General features: G+C 40.0%; 20 protein-coding genes. 16 read left to right on the top strand and 4 right to left on the bottom strand.

The window, feature by feature from the left end; all coding sequences use genetic code 11:
* Nucleotides 1-46: 46 nt before the first annotated feature.
* The gene (locus AA0Y26_RS03290; RefSeq protein ID WP_413365094.1) at nt 47-802 is read left to right on the top strand and encodes a TerC family protein; all 756 of its coding nucleotides are present in this window, start codon (nt 47-49) and stop codon (nt 800-802) included.
* A gap of 108 nt (nt 803-910) precedes the next feature.
* A complete protein-coding gene (locus AA0Y26_RS03295; RefSeq protein ID WP_413365095.1) occupies nt 911-2,254 on the top strand; it encodes a TrkH family potassium uptake protein in 1,344 nt (447 codons plus the stop codon).
* A gap of 34 nt (nt 2,255-2,288) precedes the next feature.
* Here the strand turns inward: AA0Y26_RS03295 and AA0Y26_RS03300 are convergent, their stop codons facing one another.
* Nucleotides 2,289-4,025 carry a DUF4080 domain-containing protein gene (locus tag AA0Y26_RS03300; protein ID WP_413365097.1) on the bottom strand — a complete coding sequence of 579 codons (1,737 nt, stop codon included), beginning with the start codon at nt 4,023-4,025 and terminating at the stop codon, nt 2,289-2,291.
* 209 nt (nt 4,026-4,234) lie between these two features.
* On the opposite strand from AA0Y26_RS03300, the gene AA0Y26_RS03305 reads away from it, so the two are divergent.
* Nucleotides 4,235-5,641, top strand: a complete 1,407-nt coding sequence (locus AA0Y26_RS03305; RefSeq protein ID WP_413365099.1) for an ATP-binding protein — start codon at nt 4,235-4,237, stop codon at nt 5,639-5,641.
* 72 nt (nt 5,642-5,713) lie between these two features.
* Nucleotides 5,714-6,160, top strand: a complete 447-nt coding sequence (locus AA0Y26_RS03310; protein ID WP_413365100.1) for a MarR family winged helix-turn-helix transcriptional regulator — start codon at nt 5,714-5,716, stop codon at nt 6,158-6,160.
* A 41-nt stretch (nt 6,161-6,201) separates the two neighbouring features.
* Here the strand turns inward: AA0Y26_RS03310 and AA0Y26_RS03315 are convergent, their stop codons facing one another.
* From AA0Y26_RS03315 to AA0Y26_RS03325, 3 genes are all read right to left on the bottom strand, one after another.
* Nucleotides 6,202-6,912 (bottom strand): hypothetical protein, encoded by a 711-nt coding sequence (locus AA0Y26_RS03315; RefSeq protein WP_413365102.1) that lies wholly within the window; start codon nt 6,910-6,912, stop codon nt 6,202-6,204.
* Between the two features lie 58 nt (nt 6,913-6,970).
* A complete protein-coding gene (locus AA0Y26_RS03320) occupies nt 6,971-7,582 on the bottom strand; it encodes a CPBP family intramembrane glutamic endopeptidase (RefSeq protein ID WP_413365103.1) in 612 nt (203 codons plus the stop codon).
* Nucleotides 7,583-7,663: 81 nt separating this feature from the next.
* On the bottom strand, nt 7,664-7,852 hold the full coding sequence (locus AA0Y26_RS03325; RefSeq protein WP_413365105.1) for a YkvS family protein: 189 nt from the start codon (nt 7,850-7,852) through the stop codon (nt 7,664-7,666).
* Nucleotides 7,853-8,167: 315 nt separating this feature from the next.
* Between AA0Y26_RS03325 and AA0Y26_RS03330 the strand changes: the two genes are divergently transcribed.
* From AA0Y26_RS03330 to AA0Y26_RS03385, 12 genes are all read left to right on the top strand, one after another.
* Nucleotides 8,168-8,356 (top strand): hypothetical protein, encoded by a 189-nt coding sequence (locus AA0Y26_RS03330; protein WP_413365107.1) that lies wholly within the window; start codon nt 8,168-8,170, stop codon nt 8,354-8,356.
* A 68-nt stretch (nt 8,357-8,424) separates the two neighbouring features.
* A complete protein-coding gene (locus AA0Y26_RS03335) occupies nt 8,425-8,616 on the top strand; it encodes an aspartyl-phosphate phosphatase Spo0E family protein (RefSeq protein WP_413365109.1) in 192 nt (63 codons plus the stop codon).
* 242 nt (nt 8,617-8,858) lie between these two features.
* Nucleotides 8,859-9,728 carry an NAD(P)-dependent oxidoreductase gene (locus tag AA0Y26_RS03340; RefSeq protein WP_413365111.1) on the top strand — a complete coding sequence of 290 codons (870 nt, stop codon included), beginning with the start codon at nt 8,859-8,861 and terminating at the stop codon, nt 9,726-9,728.
* A 153-nt stretch (nt 9,729-9,881) separates the two neighbouring features.
* Nucleotides 9,882-10,790, top strand: a complete 909-nt coding sequence (locus AA0Y26_RS03345) for a chemotaxis protein (protein ID WP_413365113.1) — start codon at nt 9,882-9,884, stop codon at nt 10,788-10,790.
* A gap of 225 nt (nt 10,791-11,015) precedes the next feature.
* Nucleotides 11,016-12,557 carry a Ppx/GppA family phosphatase gene (locus tag AA0Y26_RS03350; RefSeq protein WP_413365115.1) on the top strand — a complete coding sequence of 514 codons (1,542 nt, stop codon included), beginning with the start codon at nt 11,016-11,018 and terminating at the stop codon, nt 12,555-12,557.
* Nucleotides 12,558-12,559: 2 nt separating this feature from the next.
* Nucleotides 12,560-14,737, top strand: coding sequence for an RNA degradosome polyphosphate kinase (locus tag AA0Y26_RS03355; protein WP_413365116.1), 2,178 nt, complete (start codon nt 12,560-12,562; stop codon nt 14,735-14,737).
* Between the two features lie 97 nt (nt 14,738-14,834).
* Nucleotides 14,835-16,466, top strand: a complete 1,632-nt coding sequence (locus tag AA0Y26_RS03360) for a putative bifunctional diguanylate cyclase/phosphodiesterase (RefSeq protein ID WP_413365118.1) — start codon at nt 14,835-14,837, stop codon at nt 16,464-16,466.
* Nucleotides 16,467-16,841: 375 nt separating this feature from the next.
* On the top strand, nt 16,842-17,075 hold the full coding sequence (locus AA0Y26_RS03365) for a short-chain dehydrogenase (protein WP_413365120.1): 234 nt from the start codon (nt 16,842-16,844) through the stop codon (nt 17,073-17,075).
* 274 nt (nt 17,076-17,349) lie between these two features.
* Complete coding sequence (gene cbpB, locus AA0Y26_RS03370) at nt 17,350-17,793, top strand: cyclic-di-AMP-binding protein CbpB (RefSeq protein WP_413365121.1); 444 nt, start codon at nt 17,350-17,352, stop codon at nt 17,791-17,793.
* 181 nt (nt 17,794-17,974) lie between these two features.
* Entirely contained in the window at nt 17,975-18,865 is an 891-nt protein-coding gene (locus tag AA0Y26_RS03375) for a LysR family transcriptional regulator (RefSeq protein WP_413365123.1), read from the top strand.
* A gap of 77 nt (nt 18,866-18,942) precedes the next feature.
* Nucleotides 18,943-19,659, top strand: coding sequence for a 2,3,4,5-tetrahydropyridine-2,6-dicarboxylate N-acetyltransferase (gene dapD, locus AA0Y26_RS03380; protein ID WP_413365124.1), 717 nt, complete (start codon nt 18,943-18,945; stop codon nt 19,657-19,659).
* A gap of 12 nt (nt 19,660-19,671) precedes the next feature.
* Complete coding sequence (locus AA0Y26_RS03385; protein ID WP_413365126.1) at nt 19,672-20,790, top strand: N-acetyldiaminopimelate deacetylase; 1,119 nt, start codon at nt 19,672-19,674, stop codon at nt 20,788-20,790.
* The last annotated feature ends 117 nt before the right edge of the window (nt 20,791-20,907 follow it).

The raw sequence follows: 20,907 nt of genomic DNA on the forward strand, positions 1-20,907 counted from the left end.
AGTTGGACAAAAATTGGTTATACAAAAAAAGGAGGAATTTACGTTTATGGAAGCAATTTTGTTAGAGTACGCATGGGTCCTGCTCGTACTCGTATTTCTAGAGGGGCTGCTTGCTGCTGATAACGCGGTAGTAATGGCGGTAATGGTAAAACATCTACCACGTGAGCAACAGAAAAAGGCTCTATTCTACGGGCTATTAGGAGCATTCGTATTCCGCTTTATCGCGCTATTCTTAATTACGATTTTGGCTAATTACTGGCAAATTCAAGCGATCGGAGCAGCATATCTGTTGTTCATTTCTATCAAACATCTGTATGATAATCACTTTAAGAAGGCCGACGATGACGAGATTAAAGAGGGCAAGGGATCTAGCTTCTGGATGACAGTCGTAAAGGTAGAGCTTGCTGATATTGCCTTTGCAATCGATTCTATGCTTGCTGCCGTAGCAATCGCTATGACATTACCTCATCTTGGGGATTTCGAAATCGGCGGTATTAATGCAGGTCCGTTTGCTGTAATGTTCCTTGGTGGATTTGTTGGACTAGTAATTATGCGTTTTGCAGCTCAATGGTTCGTAAAAGTGCTGCACGATTACCCGACTCTTGAAACAGCCGCATTCCTGATTGTAGGATGGGTTGGAGTAAAATTAGCGGTATTGGCACTAGGGCATGAGAAACTTGCAATTATTGACCCGCACTTCCCGCATTCCACAACATGGAAAGCTATTTTCTGGGTAGTGCTGCTTGGACTTGCGATTGGCGGCTATTTAACTAGTGTAGTGAAAAATAAAAAAGAGGCTTAAGTAAGAATGGAGATGTGCTAAAGGTGGTATAACACCTATAGCGCATCTTTTATTTTTGTGGTAAATTTCGCTATATACGTTTTTTTAGGAGGAGAACGGGCTGTGCGAATGAAAAAGAAAACAAAGCAGGGAATCACGCCGTTCCAAATGCTCGTCTCATATTATTTCATAGCAATAGCGGTTTCATTTGGTTTACTGAGTTTACCGTGGGTACTTAAGCCAGGTGTAGAGGTCTCAGCTATTGATACGCTATTTACGGCGGTCAGCGCTGTTAGTGTAACAGGTCTCACCGTCTTTGATATATCCGAGACATACACAGGTTTTGGGATTGTCATGCTTGTCATTATCCTACAGTTTGGTGCAATTGGCATTATGTCGCTTGGTACCTTTATTTGGCTGCTGGTGGGGAAAAAAATCGGAATGCGGGAACGGCAGCTCATTATGATTGACCATAATCAGACGAGCATAGCGGGAGTTGTCCAGCTCATACAGGAAATTGCTAAGCTTCTTTTGGCCATTGAGGCATTTGGAGCGCTCGTTTTATCGATTCATTTTAAACGCTATTATGAGACCTGGGGGGAAGCGTTTAGTCATGGTGTTTTCACTTCTATATCAGCAACCACTAATGGCGGATTTGATATAACGGGGATGAGCCTGCAACAATTTCATTTAGATTACTTTGTACAGTTTGTTACAATGCTGCTTATTGTATTGGGAGCAATTGGATTTCCAGTATTAATTGAAATCAAGGCATTTCTCTTGCGGAGGACACCCGGGTTCCGGTTCAGCTTATTTACTAAAATTACGACAGTTACATACGGGGCGCTTTTTGTCATTGGTTCTCTTGGTATTTATATACTTGAGATTTTCCAATCATTTAAAGGAATGAAATGGCATGAAGCTATTTTTTCCGCCATGTATCATTCAGTGTCGACAAGATCTGCCGGCTTGACAACATATGATGTGAGGACATTCAGTGAAGCGACTGATATTTTCATGAGCTTTCTTATGTTTATTGGCTCGTCCCCAAGCTCGGTAGGCGGGGGAATTCGAACGACCACATTTGCCCTTGCCATCCTATTTTTGATTACATTTGCAAATGGCAGACATGAAGTACAGATTTTTGGTAGAGAAATTCATCAAATCGATGTATTTCGTTCCTTTGCAGTTATTTTCCTTGCGCTGTTTATGGTGCTTGGAGCAACGATGATTTTATTAATCACAGAGCCTCATGCCACGACAACGCAGATCATTTTTGAAATTACATCAGCTTTTGGAACATGCGGAATGAGCCTGGGTATTACAAATGACTTATCTATTGTCGGGAAAATAGTGATTATAGTTCTCATGTTTATTGGGCGAGTTGGCCTTATTTCTTTCCTTTACACATTAGGAGGAAAGTCGAAAAGGGTAACTTATCATTATCCTAAAGAACGCGTGATTATTGGATAAAAAGAAAAATCGTGGGCAAGTGCCCACGATTTTTTTATAGTTTCACATCCGCTATATATGGAGCTTGTCCCTGGCGGAAGTATGTGAATAAATAACCTTCTTTTTTAACTACTTGTCCTTGACGCAATTCTTTAATAGAAAGACTTGATGGCAGTATAAGAGAATGCTTAAACAGGTCCTTTTCACTGATGTTCATCGAGGCGAATTCTTTACCTGCTATTGATGCATCTGAGCGGATTGCTTTATAAAGTTCTTTTGCCTTATCTTCTGATACACGTTCATCCCACCACGTTTTGCGTGGGATGAATGACATCGGTTTAAAGTAGTCGATTACCATTAGGGTTTTAACAATACCCAAATCGACATGCGGCAAGGTACTTAAGAACTCCAGCAATCTTAGGAATAAGTCCTCTAGCTGATGACCGATACGGGACCATCCTCGGTCTTCCCAATACGTACCAAAGCTTTGGAAAAAGTCGAAAGGCGTCTCAAATACATCTGTAACTAAGTATTCCATTGTCCCATCCATCCGGTGGGCATTCCAATATTTCTCCAAAACGTCTTCTGCGTGTTTGATGCGCACGATATCATCAAAAGGGAGGACGTTATTGGAAAAGATTTCGTACGGAGCTACGTCAACATATGTGTAGCCATATTTTTGTGCCTCAAGACGAAGCCCAGTACCACGTAAAAGCTTTAGGAAGCCAAGCTGTAATTCTTCTGGGCGCATGGCAAATACGTCGTTAAACGTTTTCCGGAAGGAGTAGTAATCCTCTTCAGGGAGACCTGCGATTAAATCAAGATGCTGGTCAATTTTACCTCCTTCTTTTACCATCGTCACGGTACGTTTTAATTTATCAAAATTTTGACGGCGTTTTACCAAATCATTTGTCAAATCGTTTGTCGATTGTACACCGATTTCAAAGCGGAAAAGTCCTGCAGGTGCATTATCGTTTAAAAATTGGATGACTTCAGGGCGCATAATATCAGCGGTAATTTCAAACTGGAATACGACACCCGGTTTATGTTCATCAATGAGGAACTGAAACATCTCCATTGCATAGCTGCGGCTGATATTGAAAGTACGGTCGACAAATTTAATCGTCCGTGCCCCGTTATCCATTAAGAAGCGGATATCCTCTTTGATTTTCTCACGATTAAAATAGCGGACACCAACCTCAATGCTTGATAGACAAAACTGACATTGGAAAGGGCAGCCCCGGCTCGTTTCAATATATTGAATACGCTTGCCCAAATGAGGGAGATCCTCTTCAAAACGGAACGGTGATGCTAGTTCCCGAAGATCTATTTTAGGCGGCTGTGCATGGATTTTAACCTTATTATTTTCTAGGTAGCAAATACCGCGTACTTCTTCTAGAGGGAGATTGCCATCAAAGTGATGCATTAGCTCCTTGAAAGAAACTTCTCCTTCCCCCATAATAATAAAATCTACTTCTGGTATTTTTCGAAGCCAATCATGGACATCATAAGAGACTTCCGGACCGCCCAGTATAATTTTTGTTTGCGGCAGCACAGTTTTCAACATGCGCACGACTTTAATAGTCTCTTCGATATTCCAAATATAACAGCTGAATCCAACGACATCAGGCTGCTTTTGAAACAAGTCCGAGACGATATTAAAAGCAGGGTCTTTGATTGTATATTCGGCAAGTTCAGCGTCAAATTCAGGACGAGCGCTTGCTTTAAGATAACGGATGGCCAAATTCGTATGAATATATTTGGCATTTAGAGTAGCTAAAATTATTTTCATATTCTAATCTCCTTCACGAACTATATTGTAACAGTGTAATGGTGGGTGAACAATATGATAAAAATTACCCATTCTATTCAAACCTAAATTATGGAATAATTTATACTACTTGTAAGATATAATTAGGAAAAAAATAAATAGTATGTATAAGATGAGAGATTTCAACATAAAATACGTTATCTGAGCTTGAAAGAAAGGGAGGAATGACCATGGTATTAACCCCTAGCACAGATTTCCACCAAGATTCACAGCTAGCCAATCAATGTACGATATTTGTTTCTAAATCTTTGGAAATACTTTTTATCAGTAAGCAAACAAGAAATTTGCTAGAGCTAACAGAGAACGAATGTTTTTTACCGATTGCCGAGGAATCTATTAAGATATGGCAGGAATTCATAGAACAAGCATGCAGGCAATCTGAGGCTTGTAGTGAAATTCAGGTACAAACATCAACTCCGACTACTATTACCGTTAGCGGTAATTATGATGAGCTCTATGATGTTGTAATTGTTACAGTCCAAGATATAAAGCAACCGGCTCGAGTACAGTCAAGTTGGCCAGGTATTTCGATGTTCAACCAGATTGAGTTAGGTATGGTGGTTTTTGATGCAAAGGGACATATCCTGGATGTAAATCAAAAAGCTCTGCAATACATCGGTTTTAGTAAGACAGAGGTACTTACAAAACATTATAAGCAGATGCTGAAATATTTTACGTACGAGTATTCAGCAGCTTCTCAATTTTTTGAAAATATAGAAAAAAAGACGCCTTCTACACTACTCCTTCAAAAAAGTGATAGTGCAGAACATTTTTATTATGAAATAAAGGCCATGTATGATCATGATAATGATTTATATATTATTTCCCTTTTTGATCATACAGCATACATGAGATTGCAGGCGCAGGTTAAGGAACAATGTTATTTAAAAGAGTTAGGCCAAATGAGTGCTTCCATTGCTCATGAAATTAGGAATCCGTTAACCGCTTTAAAAGGATTTATGGAACTGATTAAAAGCGAGGCTCCAGCAGGGCAGGAAAGCTACTTCTCTATTATGGATGAGGAGTTCCAACGGCTGGATTCTATATTATCTGAACTGTTATTTTTATCGGCTCCGCGCAAATCTTCATTGAAAAAGGTAGATTTAGTGGCACTTTCTAAAGAAGCAATTGATTTCATGCAGTTTGAAGCATTAATGCACAATGTCATTCTACAATTAGAAGTTGATGAACAGCTTCCCCATATCGTGTTAGGGAATGAAGGCCGACTTAAGCAGATGTTGATCAACCTGATAAAAAATGCAATTCAAGCAATGAATAATCAAGGGAATATCTCTATTCGGCTTCATGCCGCTTCACACTATGTTCAGCTTTGTGTACAAGATGAAGGAGTAGGAATGAGTGAGGAAGCATACAAAAACTTATTTAAGCCATTCTTTACAACAAAAGATCAAGGAACAGGGCTGGGTTTACCGCTTGTGAAAAAAATTATGGATGATTTAAACGGGGTAATTGAGGTAGAGAGCATGTTGAATATTGGGACGACGTTTATCCTTACATTCCCGAATGCTCTCACAAATCAAGTAATTCTGCAGCGCGGAAATGTATTGCCCGGTTAAAATCACTTTGACAAAGCTTTTTTCTACTGGCTATAATAGCAATTAGAATAAAAAGTAGAGGATGATTTGTCAATGGCAACAGAAGAGGTAAAACAATCGCTTAAACTATTTATCGTATTATCACGTGCTCAAAAAGCGATTAGTGAGACGACAAATCAATTTTTCCAGCAAAAAGGTCTAAACCCTACGGAATTCGCCGTATTAGAGTTACTTTATCATAAAGGACGACAGCCGTTACAACAAATCGGAAACAAGATTCTGCTTGCAAGCGGATCCATTACATATGTAGTGGACAAGTTAGAGAAGCGAGGCCTTCTAAAACGCGTATCCTGTCCGACGGATCGCCGTGTAACATATGCAGAGATTTCTGAAGAAGGTTCTGCTTTTATGGGAGAAATTTTTCCCGAACATGAAAAAGAACTTCACGAGCTGATGGGTGCCTTATCACCCGAGGAAAAAGAAGTAGCAATTGAGCTGTTAAAAAAGCTAGGGCGATCAATTAAAGATTTGTCATACTAAAAAAAGGAGCATGCATTTAGCAGGCTCCTTTTATTACTCAGTTATTTAACTGTTAGGCCCATTTCTAACAGGGCGTTTGTTACTTCTGAGGATGTCCGGTCAAATACAGTTAAACGGACAATCTTTGATTCTTTTTCATAGATGACTGTAACTACTTGTTCTTCATCTTCAGCAAATGTCACAATGAATCCAGTAGCATGCTGGATTTCTTTATTTTTCTCTATTAAACTTTGAATATCATAAGGCTGATACTGGCCATCCGGCGCGGTAACTCCTACTGTACTTTCCGTTTGTCGTGCCATTTCTTCGTAATGTGTTTCATCTTTTGAAAATGTTTCAATACGCATTGAAATTTGATCGTTAGCATCATATGTGACCATATCGCTACCAGGCTCTTCAGCTGTCAGTGTAAAGCCTTCCGCTAAAGCAATTTCGTAATCCTGTTCTGGACTTGATGTCCAAGATAATTTCGCTTCTGTTTCCTGACCTTTTTCATCTACATACTGAATAGTAGATGGAGCGCTTTCCCCTGCACTTTCTTCAGAAGTTTCATTGGATGCTGCTTCCTCAGAAGTTTCGTTAGATGTTTCTTCTTCGTTACCTTTGTTTTCGTCTTGCGTTTCTGTTGTTTCATCCGCAGAACCTGCTGTTTGTTCGTCAACTGGAGTATTATCTTCCTCCGTAGTATTACAAGCTGCGAGTAGGAGCATTGCTGATAATGCCGATGTAAAAAGTAATGTTTGTTTTTTCATCCTTCTTGTCCTCCTTGTTAATAATTTGACGTGTTGCAGGGAAGTAAGTTCCGTTTAATTAAATAATAGGCAAAATTAGAAATAATAACAACACAAAAGTAAGGTGGGCGACAATAATCAATGGCAGACTCTTCTTCCATTCATATAATCCACCCCATATTAAGCCAGCAATAATCGCTGCAAGAGCGCCTGGCAGGAAACCGCTGACTGCGAGGGAAATGGAAAATAAAAGAGCAGTTATGAATACCGCATATAAAGGAGAAGTAAAGCGCTTTAATTGTTGCTGAACATAGCCGCGCCAAAAAATCTCTTCACCGATTACGATAATGAAAATTAGCATTAAATAATGCCAAATATTTGTTGGTCCATATGTTGCCAGAAATTTGGCGATGTCTTTTTCAGCGGAGCTATCGATATACGGAAGCAATACATATCCTAATTTGACAAGGCCGTATGTAATCGTTCCATACCCTATTCCGTAAATTAAATAACGCCAAGTTGGAAGCTGGTCCTCGAGCTTCCCAAAAATAAGGGCGATAGCGATTCCCACTAAGAGAGTAAAAGCATACAAGTACCAAAAAATAGCTTCCTCCCCAAATGTGTAGATCAGCATAGCATAAACGAAAAGTAAAGATAGAAGGAGCACGATCGTTTGTTTATGTTTCATCATTTTCTAGTTCCCTCCTGGATTACAGTGTAACAAAAAAACACCCCTTCATCATCTTTTTAAGATGAAAAGGAGTGAAAACATTTATGCATCTTTACTATGTAGTATTTTATATCTTTTATGATTTACCACTGTCTTTTCTTCCATTTCTAGATAGTGGAAGTTTTCCATGATTGTCAAATTAACAATAACGGAATTTTCGTTTACTTTCTCCACTAGTCCCTGCAGACCGTCTTTAAATTCGACAACATTCCCAACTTCAGCTATTTTCACAAGCAGTCAGCTCCTTTATCGACTAATACTTTACAGTGTGCCTCAATTTTGGGAAAAGGTAAAGAGTTTTTTGAATAATTAATAATAAGAAATAGTATTTTTTTATAATTTAAGCCTATTTTCCCGTATAGCTTTTAGAGATGGAAAGTGCCAGCTTCTTTTTCTTATAATGTTACAAGAGCCAGGAGCATGCGCCGCGCTGAGAAAGCCAATACAGCTTCGGGAAAATTAACATCAAAATTTGTCTTTTCACCTCATACAAGTGTTTCAATTGTATAATAGGGGTGGGTTACTAAGGAAAAGGTGGAGTAAAATTTGGAAACATATAAACAATTATTAGATCAGTTACGAAGTGGTGAGATAGAGAAGGTAGAAATTTCAAAGGCGGAATTTTTAGCCTTTCGTGAGGTTTTAGTAAAGGATTCGCAGTTTAAGCATTTCCGTGGGGAAGCGAAACAAGGCGGGAATATAATTTTTACATTTTTAAAGGCTCCTAGAACATGAAATATTTCCCATTACATTCAATTTATCGTATAATAAACTAATAATTTATTTCATATGGGGGGCAACCAATGGAAAAAGGCATTTTAAAGCAAGTAGAACTTACACGTACACTCATGATTCAATCCGGTTTGAAGCATGGCTTTCAAAATGCAAAAACAATCCAACTAAGTAGAAGACTTGATGAATTGCTAAATGAATTCGATATGCTAAGTACGGATGAAAAGGAAAATGAATTTATTCAAAAAAACTTTCTGCAATAAATTTTAAAAAAATGTTTAAGTCTTAAAATAGTGGGAATAATACTTTTGAACACAGCAACATTCTCATTTCCCCCTTAAGAGCAGATGCCGAGAAGCAGCTGCTCTCTTTTTTTGTAATAAAGTAATAAAGATGTTTTAATCCGACTCCTAATCTGGTCAGTTTATAAAATTTTACATCCATTCGAATTTTTCAGATTATTCCTCTTGAGATTTGATACACTAATAAAAAGGAGGAATGTAAAATGAAAAAGAATATTGCCTTTATCGGTACAGGTGTAATGGGTACAAGCATTGTTAAACATTTACTCAAGGCTGGTCATGAAGTGACAGTCTATAATAGGACAAAGAGTAAAACAGATGGACTTGTGAAACTCGGAGCGAAGTGGGCATCGACACCTGCTGAAGCAAGTGAAGGGCAGGATATTATCTTAACGATGGTAGGCTATCCTAAAGATGTGGAGGAAGTGTTTACAGGCGAGAATGGAATTTTTCGGACAGCGAAAACCGGTGCTATTGCTGTAGATATGACGACATCAGAGCCAAGTCTAGCGAAAAAATTATTTGAGCTGGGTCGAGAAAAAGAGATACATATTATAGATGCCCCGGTATCTGGTGGAGATGTAGGAGCGCAAAATGGCACACTCTCTATTATGGTTGGAGGAGAAAAAGAAATATTCGATCAGCTGCTGCCTATTCTTGAAATATTTGGTGCGAATATAGTCTACCATGGTTCGGCTGGTGCCGGGCAACATGCTAAAATGTGCAACCAAATTGTCATTGCCTCAGGAATGATTGGAGTATGTGAATCGATGGCCTATGGTTTAAAGGCTGGTCTCTCTATGGAAGATGTCCTGAAATCGATTACTTCCGGGGCTGCAGGATCCTGGTCATTAACTAATCTGGCACCGCGAATGCTAAAGGGTGATCTAGAACCAGGATTTTATATAAAGCATATGGTCAAGGATATTAAAGTTGCCATTGAAGAGGCGGAAAGAATGAACCTTCAGCTGCCGGGCCTTACATTAGCCAAAGATTTATATGAAGAGCTGGTGAGAAGAGGTTATGGGGAAAAAGGAACACAGGCATTAATTCAATACTATACAGAAAAGTAGAACAAGCAAAAAAGCAATGTTCCTTTTGTGAAAAAACGCCCATTTTGTCACATGCCCTTCGGAATTATCCTAAAAATCGAATATAGGAGAAATGCCCTGTCTATGATACAATTACTGTATATATAGGTAAACGTCGAAAGGGGCGGGCAAGTTTTGGTAAAGGAAAACAAAGGTATCTTATTAGAAAGCGGTACAAATGAGCTTGAAATTGTAGAATTTGAAGTCGCTAATAATAAGTTTGGTATTAATGTAATTAAGGTGAAAGAAATTATTCAGCCTATGAATGTGACATTTATTCCTCATGCACATCCGCATGTAGAGGGGATTATCCAGCTTCGTGGAGAGGTTCTGCCAGTAGTAGATATGCTGAAAGTGTTAGGCATCCCACATGCAGAGCGTAATCCACAGCAAAAATATATTGTTGCGGAATTTAATAAGCAGCGTGTTGTATTCCATGTTGATAATGTGACACAAATTCACCGTATTTCTTGGGATCAGATTGAAAAGCCGTCGGATATGTATCAAGGCGGGGCATCACAGGTTATTGGGGTAGTAAAATACAATAATGAGATGATTCTCCTGCTTGATTTTGAGCGCATTATGGTGGATATTAATCCAGCCTCTAGTATCAGTGTAGAATCGGTGAAAAAGTTAGGGAAGCGTGATCGTACTGAAAAGAAGGTGATTGTTGCAGAAGATTCACCGCTGCTGCGTAAACTGCTGTTCGATACGATGTCAGAAGCAGGGTATGCAAATGTAGATTTCTTTGAAAATGGCCGGGATGCGTACGACTATTTGGAGGCGCTTGTAAAGGCCGATAAAAATATTGAAAAGCATGTTCAACTGGTGGTAACAGACATTGAAATGCCGCAAATGGACGGGCATCATTTAACAAAGAAAATTAAATCTAACCCAGATTTGGAGAAGCTTCCAGTTATCATTTTCTCGAGCTTAATCACAGACGACCTTCGCCATAAAGGGGAGGAAGTAGGAGCAGAGGATCAAATTTCAAAACCGGAAATTGCAGAACTTATTTTACGTATGGATCAATTGATTCTCTAAATAACAGTGCCTGTAATCAGTAAAATATGATGAGAAAAGTCGGGTGCTATTATGGTATTCCGGCTTTTTTTTCAAAGTAAAGATAGAAATGTATAGTAAGGCTTGAAGCGCAATAGACCGCATCTAAAATGAAAAGGTTTCGGAGTTTTGTATGATAGAGAAAAATCGGGATGAATGTTAATGGATAGCTGTGTTGCTGATTAAAGAGAGAAAGAAGTGAACCGCATGAATAACTTAAAAACAGCTATTATTGACATCGGCTCGAATACAATTCGGCTTGTGCTGTATAAATACGATAAAAATGAAGGGCTTCATGAATTTGGCAACATCAAGACAGCAGCACGCCTGCGTACGTATCTGCTCCCTTCCGGTGAAATGAGCGAAGAGGGCATACGTCTTTTATCGCAAACACTTTTGTCATTCAAGCAAATATTAGAGGATTATGGAGTGACAGATATACTTGCTGCCGCTACCGCTGCAGTACGCCAAGCGGTTAATAGAGATGAAGTTGTAGAACGCATGAAGAGGGAGACGGGAATAGAACTGGACATTCTGTCTGAAGAGGAGGAAGCCTATTTTGGCTTCTTGGCAGTCGTTAATTCCATGGATACACCTTCAGCTGTCACAATCGATATAGGCGGCGGTTCTACAGAAATAACGCTATTCAAAAACAAAAAGCTTCAAAAAACCTATAGCTTCCCTTTTGGCACAGTGAGCTTGAAGCAAAAATTCGTCAGTGGTTCCATTATGAATGAGGAGGAACGGCAGGCACTGCACGTCTATGTGAAACAACAGTTTGAAACGCTAAATTGGATTCGGAAAGTGAATTTGCCGATCATTGCGATTGGTGGAAGTGCCAGGAATGTAGCGCAGGTTCATCAGCAGCAAATCCAATATCCTCTTTCAGGTATTCATCAATATGAAATGCGGGAAGCAGATTTACTAGGGTTGAAGAGAAATCTCAGCAAAATGACATTTGAACAGCTAAAACAACTAGATGGGCTATCAACTGATAGGGCTGATATTATTGTGCCAGCCCTGGAGGTATTTACGACACTTATGAATGTAGTAGGTACAGAGAACTTTCAATTAAGCAAAAAAGGACTGCGTGAAGGACTCATTATTAATCGGGTGCTGCAGGGAGATGCAAAAGCATTTGATAAATATAATGTTTTTGCGGAAAATGCGAAAAGGATAGCTTTTGAATATGGGCGCTCTGAGGAAGAAATGGACACTCTTCATCAGTTAAGTGGACAGCTATATCGAGAGTGCTGTGACTTAGAATTATTCAACTATAAAGAGGAGGATCTGCGATTAATTCAACGGGCAGCAAAGGTATTTGGGATCGGTGAGTATATTGAGCTCGACTCCTCGAGCCAACATACTTTTTACCTATTGTCGAATCAGTCTATTGCAGGGATGAACCATATTAATCGAATCAAGCTGGCACTATTAGCTTCCTATAAAAATCGTGATTACTTCCGCCGCTTTTCAGCTCCATTCCAGACGTGGCTAACGAGAGAGGAATTGAAGGAATTAAGAGACTTCGGGGCATTATTGAAATTCGTCTATGCTTTAAACGTATCTAAAAGAAACGTAGCGAAGCAGGTAACATTAGAAATGATTGATCAAGTTATTCATATACAGGTGATTATAAAAGGAAGCGCAATAGCCGAAATATATCAGGCAGAAAAGGCAAAAAAACATATTGAACGTGTATTTAAGCGTGAGGTGCAGCTTCATTTTAAAGAAGAAAGGTGGAAATGAGTATGACAATCAATTTTGAAGAACTGCAAAAGGCATACTTGAACCCTGGGCTTGCGGAGACGGCGGCGACCGATTTTGAAAACACAGCAATACTCGATGAAATTGCAAAACCTCAATATTATAATAACCGGGAGCTTAGCTGGCTGGCCTTTAATGAACGTGTACTCGAGGAAGCAGAGGATGAAAATAATCCGCTTTTAGAACGTTTGAAGTTTCTGGCAATTTTCAGCTCAAACCTTGATGAATTTTTTATGGTACGTGTTGCCGGTCTTCAAGATCAAATTAGAGCGGGCTTCCATAAACCTGAAAATAAATCCGGTCTCACACCTAAAGAGCAACTAGCGAAAATTGCAGAACGTACACAAGCACTCGTACGTCGCCAAACAGAGGTGTACCGTTTTTTAGTCGATGAGTGTCTGCCAGAGGAAAAGATTCATATAAAAGATTTCAAATATTTGTCGATAGAACAAAAGCAATATATTAATGAACTTTTTGAAGAAACCATTTTTCCTGTGCTAACGCCGGTAGCTGTGGATGCCTATCGCCCATTCCCCACACTGCTTGGTAAGACATTAAACCTTCTTGTTAGGTTGGAAAATAATCAGGCGGATGGAGAAAATCCAGATCGTGTCGCCATTGTACAAGTTCCATCAGTATTAGATCGGTTTATTAAAGTACCATCTGATGAAGATGAAGCAATATTTGTGTTGTTAGAGGATGTAATTACAAGCCATATCGATCGATTGTTCTTCGGTTATAAGGTCAAGTCATCACAGGCATTTCGACTGACAAGAAATGCAGACTTGACGATTCATGAAGAAGGAGCTCAAGATCTTCTTTCTGAAATCGAAAAAGAACTAAAAAAACGTAAGTGGGGAGTCGGTTCACGTCTGGAAGTACGTGATGGCGAAATGAATGAAGAGGTACTTGCTTATTTGCTCGATGAATTCGAAATCAGCGAATCAGATGTATTTAAAATTGATGGTCCTCTTGATCTAACATTTATGTTTTCCTTTGTAAAGGCTATTTCTATAGGACGCGAGCATCTCGAGTATGAAAGCTTTATCTCTCAACCACCGCTGGACTTAGGATCAGATGAAGATATTTTTGAAAAGTCATTGACTCAGGACTTGTTTTTCCATCACCCTTATGAATCCTTTGTCCCGATTGTGGATTTCATTACAGAGGCAGCAAGCGATCCATCTGTACTTGCAATTAAACAAACGTTATATCGTGTGAGCGGTAATTCTCCTATTATTCAAGCGTTGAAGCAAGCAGCTGAGAATGGCAAGCAGGTGACGGTGTTAGTCGAATTGAAAGCACGCTTTGACGAAGAGAACAATGTTCACTGGGCAAAACTGCTTGAACAGGCGGGCTGTCTTGTTATTTATGGGATGAACAATTTAAAAACGCATTCAAAGATTACATTAGTTGTCCGCCGCCGCCAAGGGAAGATTGAACGGTTTGTCCACCTTGGCACAGGAAACTATAATGACGCTACAGCGAAGATTTATACGGATATGGCCATCATCACCTCTAATAAGGAATTCGGTATCGATGCAACTAACTTTTTTAATTATTTAAGCGGCTACACAGAAAAACCACAATTCCATCATATTGTCGTAGCGCCATTTGATATTCGGGACGAATTCATCCGTCTCATCGATGAGGAAATCGAATGTCATAAAAAACATGGCAACGGTTTTATCCGGGTCAAAATGAATTCCTTAACGGATAAAGATTTAATGATGAAACTCTATGAAGCATCGATAGCCGGAGTGAAGGTGGAGATGATCATCCGGGGGATTTGCTGCTTACGGCCGGGCATTCCGGGAATTAGTGAAAACATTACGGTCACTTCCATCGTTGGGCGTTTCCTGGAGCATTCTCGTATTTATTGGTTCCACCACAATGGTGAAAATAAAATCTTTTTATCTTCAGCAGATATGATGACACGTAATATGATTAAAAGGGTAGAAATTTTATTTCCTGTTTATGCTGCGGATATTAAAAAGCGAATTCAGCGCATTATGGAACTGCAGCTGCAGGATACTCAAAAAGCCCGTATACAGGATTCGAATGGAAAATATCACTATAAAGAAGACCATAATAGCGACAAGAAAATCAATAGCCAGGAAATCTTCTTGCAGGAGGCAATTGGAGAGCCTGTGGAAGAGTAGAGTAGAGTGATGACTGGTATTAGTATAGCCTTGCTGATTAGTGAGGCTATATAAAATGAAAAAGCATCATGGTGATTGTTGGATGGGAGGGTCCGAGGTGATAAGAATCATACCAGAAGAGAGAGAACAGGCTTTACAGCAAATCATTCGACTAAATCCATTCGATGCTGTTGTCATGTTGAAAGAAGTGCAGTGCCGTTATATCGTTGAAGAAACAAATGAAAGGGCCATCCGATTGTTCGGTAATTTTCCAGAAAAAAAATTGGAGGCTGAGCGCTTCTTTGGGGCAGAGGATTGGGAAGTGATACGTGCTTTCGTTGCCGAAGAAAGCCGAGGAGTACAATACATAAATATTCAAGCAGGAAAGCAGTATGCCTGCTATATCCAGAACCTTATAGTAAATAACGAACCATTATTCTTTGTCGTTTTACGACCAGTCACCGACCATGAGCATTTTGCTTACGAAGATGAATTAACAGGTTTATTGAACCGCCGGGCTTTGCAGGATCGTTGGGAAGCCATGATGGAACAAAAGAAGGGGCTGAATACAGCGCTTCTGATTGTCAACCTGGATCGATTCAAGAAATTTAATGAATCGCTTGGAAAGCCAATGGCGGATGGAATGATAGCCATTATTAGCAGCTGGTTTAAAGGACTGCGAAATGAGAAGTGTGAGGTTTTTCGCTACAACGGGGATGAATTTGTCTTTACCTTCCATTATCAGGAGCACGAAGAAGTAGAGACGCTAGCCGCGCACATTTTGACGCTGCTTAAGAGACCGATTGTTGTTGAACAGCAAGATTATTATGTGACTGCTTCAATCGGTATCGCTATTAGTATTGCGGAACAAAGCCCGCAGCTGGATACAATGCTCCACCATGCAGACCAGGCATTGTTCCATGTAAAAAGTCATGGCAGGAACCATTATAGCTTCTATCAAAAAGAAATGAATCAAGTATTCCCGAACGAAGCATTGCTAGAGGCTCATCTGCGGAGAGCAATTGAATTAGATGAGCTGTCCATCCATTTTCAGCCTCAAATTGATCTACAGTCTAAAAGAACTGATAGTTTTGAAGCATTGATTCGCTGGCATAATCGAAAGTTTGGTTTTGTCACACCCGGCCAATTTATTCCCCTTGCAGAATCATCGGGTCTTATTTTAGAGATTGGTGATTGGGTACTAGAGAGAGTCGGCAAGTATATGAAGGAGTGGCGAGAAAAAGGATATAGACCGGTCCGCATTGCTGTAAATATTTCACCAAAGCAATTTAGGCAGGCGGATTTCGTAAACAAGATTGAGCGGTTGATTAAGCGCTATGATCTAGATCCTGCTTTATTAGAGCTGGAAATAACGGAAAGCTCTATGACAAATGTAGAGGATACTACACTTGCGTTACAAAAGCTTAAAAAGATAGGGGTTTATGTATCGGTAGATGATTTTGGTACAGGTTACTCTTCCTTAAGTTATTTAAAAACCTATCCAATTGATATTATAAAAATTGATCAATCGTTTATAGCTGATATCGAGAAGGATGAGAAGAATGAAGCGATTGTCGAGGCGATTATTTCCCTTTCTCATAGCCTCGGTTTAGAAGTGATAGCAGAAGGTGTGGAACGGGAAAATCAAGAAAAGTTTTTGAGTAGTCTTCACTGTAAAAAAGTTCAGGGCTACCTTTATGACAAACCGCTCCCAGTTGAACAAATGATTACACAATACTTAATGAATTAACGAAGGGCTGTCCTGAAAGTCATTGAACTGACTTTTTCTAGGATAGCTTTTTTATTTGTCTGCTCAAAGTTATTAGCCCTCTTTGAAATGTACATTTTTGGCTATATCCGTATACTACGCTGTACCGAAAAGCGAATATTACGTGTTGCATTTGCCGATTCCTGCAATATATCTCCTTTTACAAAATACATATAAAATACTCGTTCATTTCTTACTATGTAGATAGCTCACTCAATAAGCAATCCTGCTTGTTATAATAGCATGATAGAAACAGCATCCTTGGCGAATGAAGATCGTAAATCCGCTCGTGCCCTGACTGCATAAATTTGCGGCAGATAAGCTCATACTAAATAGAAACGAAAGGGGGATGTTTGGATGAATGCATTATGGTGGGGAGCGTGCATTATTGTCATTGCTTTATGCGGAATTGCGGCTTACTCGACTGTAGCTGTTGGAAAACATATTGATCGCCGTGGTTCGGAGCATGACACGATTAGTTCGGCAGTTGCCCGTCACCCGTTTTTGCTGAACCCTATTATTATGATGTACTTTGTTGTCGGAATATTCATGGCAATCGTCATTTTCTATTACGCAGCGGCAAGTAGATAACGGAAGGTTCTAACCAACAAGGAGCACTGCAGGCGATTAATTATATGGCCTATAGTGCTCCTGCTTCCATTTTTTAACGAGCTTGCCCGTAGAAAAGGGGAGCGGGCTTTCCAGTATTTATGTTGAAACCGCGGCAGCCTCTTATATAATAATAAAAGGAAAAATTTATGAATTTCAGGGCTCCTATGCATAGGCACTCTAAAAGCAAGTGTGATATGATAATTACGAGTGTACTATCCTGTTCGATTTTTGGGCAGTAAAGGAGTAGAATGACATGCTTTCAACAAACAACAAAGAATTATTGGATATACCTATCAAAGACTTTATTATTTCATCTGAGAAGGTTGCCCATGTCCAAAGTGGAAACAGTGCGGAACATGCATTACTTGTCTTGACGCGTACAGGTTACTCATCTATACCTGTATTGGATATTAAATACCGATTACAGGGATTGCTTAGCAGTAAAATGATTACGGAAGCAATTTTGGGCTTAGAGCGAATTGAATATGACCGTCTACCAGATATTAAGGTAGATGATATAATGGAAAGGGAAGTCGCTTATTTAAAAATTACAGATACTTTCAAACGTGCTCTTGATCTCGTCATTAACCATGCTTTTCTTTGCGTAGTGGATGAGGATGGAACCTTTGCTGGTATTATGACTCGTCGTGTCATTTTAAAACAACTAAAAAAATATATTTATCAAAGTGAAGGATAAAAATGATCGGCAAAATCCATAAAGGGTTTTGTCGATTTTTAACTTCTTTCAGCAGAGGTCCTGTATCTATAGACGGCTGCTATAGAAAGATTTTATTTAACGAATGTTCAAACGTTTGGCGAAAGAAAATCCTCAAGGCGCAGTAACGCAAAAATCGATTAAACAAGAAGGAGGGAATTTGATGACAGCAACGGAAGCGGAAATCATTAAAGTGCTCGCTGAAGAAAGAAATATGCGAAAAGCGGCAGAACGACTGTTTTTAACTCAGCCTGCCCTATCTCAGCGTTTACAGTCTATTGAAAAAGAATGGGGAACACAGCTATTCCTTCGTTCGCAGCGAGGGCTGACACCAACTCCGGCAGGGGAGCTTGTCATTCAGTATGCAAATGAACAGATTGCAAGACGCGAGGAAGTCTTTGAAACAATCCAGGCATTGAATTCAAAGGTGCACGGGACATTGAAGATTGCATGTGCCTCCATCGTCGGACAAAATTGGCTGCCAAAAGTGTTAAAGGACTTTGTTACATTATATCCGGATACAAAAATTTCCCTGATGACAGGCTGGAGCTCGGAGATTGTTAAAGCCTTGTATGAAGGAGAAGCACATATCGGTATCGTACGTGGGCAGGCGGACTGGAAAGGGAAGAAAATCCACTTATTTCGGGACATGATGTACTTAGTCGATAAGGAAATCCAGGCGCTGGATGATTTACATACAACTGACCGGCCATTCATCCAATTTAAAAGTGATTCGGATTATTATCAGGAAATTCTACAGTGGTGGCAGCGCCATTTCAATCAAAATCCACGGCATCAAATCATCGTTGACCAAATTGAAACGTGCAAGCAGATGGCGCTCAATGGGATTGGTTTTGCCATTTTACCTTCTATTACATTGAATGGTTCTGAGGAGGTAAATAAGTTACCGCTCCTTCATTCTGATAATGATATGGGGCTGACACGGGATACATGGCTGATCGGCTATGAATCTGCCTTCGAACTGCGTCAGGTCCAGGCTTTCGTTGATGTCGTACAGGATCATGCGCGCTGTTTATATGAATATAAAAATTAATTACGTGATATTTGACAGAAATTTTAGTACAATCAAAACGTGTTAATTATTCTTACATAGAGAGAGGTTATAATAAGATGAGCGAAAAGTTGAATGCACAGCAAATTATTGAGTTTATTTCCACTGCAAAAAAAGTGACACCGGTTAAAGTATACGTAAAAGGTGAAGATGTAGCATCTTTATCATACGGACAAGATACAAAGGTATTCGGCGAAGGTAATAGCGCAGTTGTGTTCGGTGAGTGGAGCGAAATACAGGCAGCTCTGCAAAGCCATGGCGAAAAAATCGAAGACTATGTAGTTGAAAACGACAGAAGAAATTCAGGTGTACCATTACTAGATATGAAACATGTGAATGCTCGTATTGAACCAGGTGCAATTATTCGTGATCAAGTTACAATTGGTGACCAGGCTGTCATCATGATGGGTGCAATTATAAATATTGGAGCGGAAATCGGTCCAAAAACAATGATCGATATGGGTGCTGTTCTTGGCGGACGTGCAACGGTTGGTGCAAATTGTCATATTGGTGCTGGTACAGTGCTTGCCGGCGTAATTGAGCCGCCAAGCGCACAGCCGGTTATTATTGAAGATGATGTAGTGATCGGTGCCAATGCAGTCGTACTAGAAGGCGTACGTGTTGGAAAAGGTGCTGTTGTAGCTGCAGGGGCCATTGTTATTGAAGACGTAGCTCCTTATACAGTAGTTGGAGGGGTTCCAGCCCGCGTACTAAAAGAGTTAGATGAAAAAACAAAGTCAAAAACAGAAGTAATTGACGCATTACGAAATATTTAAGAAGGTGAATGCATGCAAACATTGATTGAAATCCGCCGGGCCCTGCATCAAATTCCGGAGCTCGGTTTTCAGGAATTTAAAACACAGGCGTATATTTTGGCATTTTTAGCAGAATTGCCGCAGGAACATCTGGCAGTTACAACTTGGCGTACAGGTGTTATCGTACGCATTGCTGGTACGAGTCCAACTAAAACGATTGGCTGGCGGACGGATATCGATGGACTGCCTGTCACAGAAGAAACAGGTGTTGATTATGCGTCTAAGCATGCAGGCCATATGCATGCATGCGGCCATGATTGTCATATGACAGTTGCACTTAGTCTTGTCGAAGCTTTTACTGCCAATCGACCAAAGCAAAATGTCATTGTCTACTTCCAGCCTGCCGAGGAAGGTCCTGGGGGCGCAGAGCCAATGTTAAATTGGCTGAAGGAAGAGAGGCCAGATCTTGTGTGCGATGAAATCTATGCGCTCCATATTGCACCGGAATATCCCGTAGGCACGGTGGCTACTCGTCCAGGATTGCTATTCGCTAATACATCAGAGCTCTTCATTGACTTAAAAGGCGTTGGCGGACATGCTGCTTATCCTCATAAAACACGGGATATGACCATTGCTGCAGCGAATCTTTTGCTTCAGCTGCAGACAATCGTCAGCCGTAACATTGATCCGATGAATAGTGTTGTCATTACTGTTGGAAAAATGACGTCCGGTACAGTGCAGAACGTTATTGCAGAAAATGCCCGTTTAGAAGGTACAATTCGAACATTGAATGCTGATTCCATGCAGGAGGTAAAGCGTCGAATAGAGGCAATTTGCGCTGGTATAGAGGCCGCTTTCGAATGTTCAGTGGTTATCGACTACGGCTCAATGTATTATGAAGTAAATAATGACCCTGCATGTGCAGAACGTCTATTAGCCTTTGCAAAGGAATACGATGGGGCAACGGACTATCACTGTCCGGCTGCTATGACAGGGGAAGATTTCGGGTATTTTGTTAAGGAAATCCCAGGAGCTATGTTTTGGAGCGGTGCCAATTGCTCATACGGACTACATCAATCGAAGATGAATCCTGATGAAGAGCTGCTGGCGTTCAATACAGGGTTTGTTGAGGCATTTATTCGAAGCTTATAAAATGGGAGGTGTCTAGAAAGCGAAAGCTTCCTGGCATCTCTTTTTTCATAAATTGGATAGCTGCAGTACGCTATTCTTCCTCTTATTAAGAAAAGGGTCGCTCGAGAATATTTCTCG

Source organism: Lysinibacillus canaveralius, from assembly GCF_047301505.1.
Taxonomy (GTDB): Bacteria; Bacillota; Bacilli; order Bacillales_A; family Planococcaceae; genus Lysinibacillus_B.

Excerpts from the sequence above, each read along its gene's own strand:
- AA0Y26_RS03290 (WP_413365094.1), top strand. The coding sequence starts at position 47 with ATGGAAGCAATTTTGTTAGAGTACGCATGGGTCCTGCTCGTACTCGTA.
- AA0Y26_RS03295 (WP_413365095.1), top strand. The coding sequence starts at position 911 with ATGAAAAAGAAAACAAAGCAGGGAATCACGCCGTTCCAAATGCTCGTC.
- AA0Y26_RS03300 (WP_413365097.1), bottom strand. The coding sequence starts at position 4,025 with ATGAAAATAATTTTAGCTACTCTAAATGCCAAATATATTCATACGAAT.
- AA0Y26_RS03305 (WP_413365099.1), top strand. The coding sequence starts at position 4,235 with ATGGTATTAACCCCTAGCACAGATTTCCACCAAGATTCACAGCTAGCC.
- AA0Y26_RS03310 (WP_413365100.1), top strand. The coding sequence starts at position 5,714 with ATGGCAACAGAAGAGGTAAAACAATCGCTTAAACTATTTATCGTATTA.
- AA0Y26_RS03315 (WP_413365102.1), bottom strand. The coding sequence starts at position 6,912 with ATGAAAAAACAAACATTACTTTTTACATCGGCATTATCAGCAATGCTC.
- AA0Y26_RS03320 (WP_413365103.1), bottom strand. The coding sequence starts at position 7,582 with ATGATGAAACATAAACAAACGATCGTGCTCCTTCTATCTTTACTTTTC.
- AA0Y26_RS03335 (WP_413365109.1), top strand. The coding sequence starts at position 8,425 with ATGGAAAAAGGCATTTTAAAGCAAGTAGAACTTACACGTACACTCATG.
- AA0Y26_RS03340 (WP_413365111.1), top strand. The coding sequence starts at position 8,859 with ATGAAAAAGAATATTGCCTTTATCGGTACAGGTGTAATGGGTACAAGC.
- AA0Y26_RS03350 (WP_413365115.1), top strand. The coding sequence starts at position 11,016 with ATGAATAACTTAAAAACAGCTATTATTGACATCGGCTCGAATACAATT.
- AA0Y26_RS03355 (WP_413365116.1), top strand. The coding sequence starts at position 12,560 with ATGACAATCAATTTTGAAGAACTGCAAAAGGCATACTTGAACCCTGGG.
- AA0Y26_RS03365 (WP_413365120.1), top strand. The coding sequence starts at position 16,842 with ATGAATGCATTATGGTGGGGAGCGTGCATTATTGTCATTGCTTTATGC.
- cbpB (WP_413365121.1), top strand. The coding sequence starts at position 17,350 with ATGCTTTCAACAAACAACAAAGAATTATTGGATATACCTATCAAAGAC.
- AA0Y26_RS03375 (WP_413365123.1), top strand. The coding sequence starts at position 17,975 with ATGACAGCAACGGAAGCGGAAATCATTAAAGTGCTCGCTGAAGAAAGA.
- dapD (WP_413365124.1), top strand. The coding sequence starts at position 18,943 with ATGAGCGAAAAGTTGAATGCACAGCAAATTATTGAGTTTATTTCCACT.
- AA0Y26_RS03385 (WP_413365126.1), top strand. The coding sequence starts at position 19,672 with ATGCAAACATTGATTGAAATCCGCCGGGCCCTGCATCAAATTCCGGAG.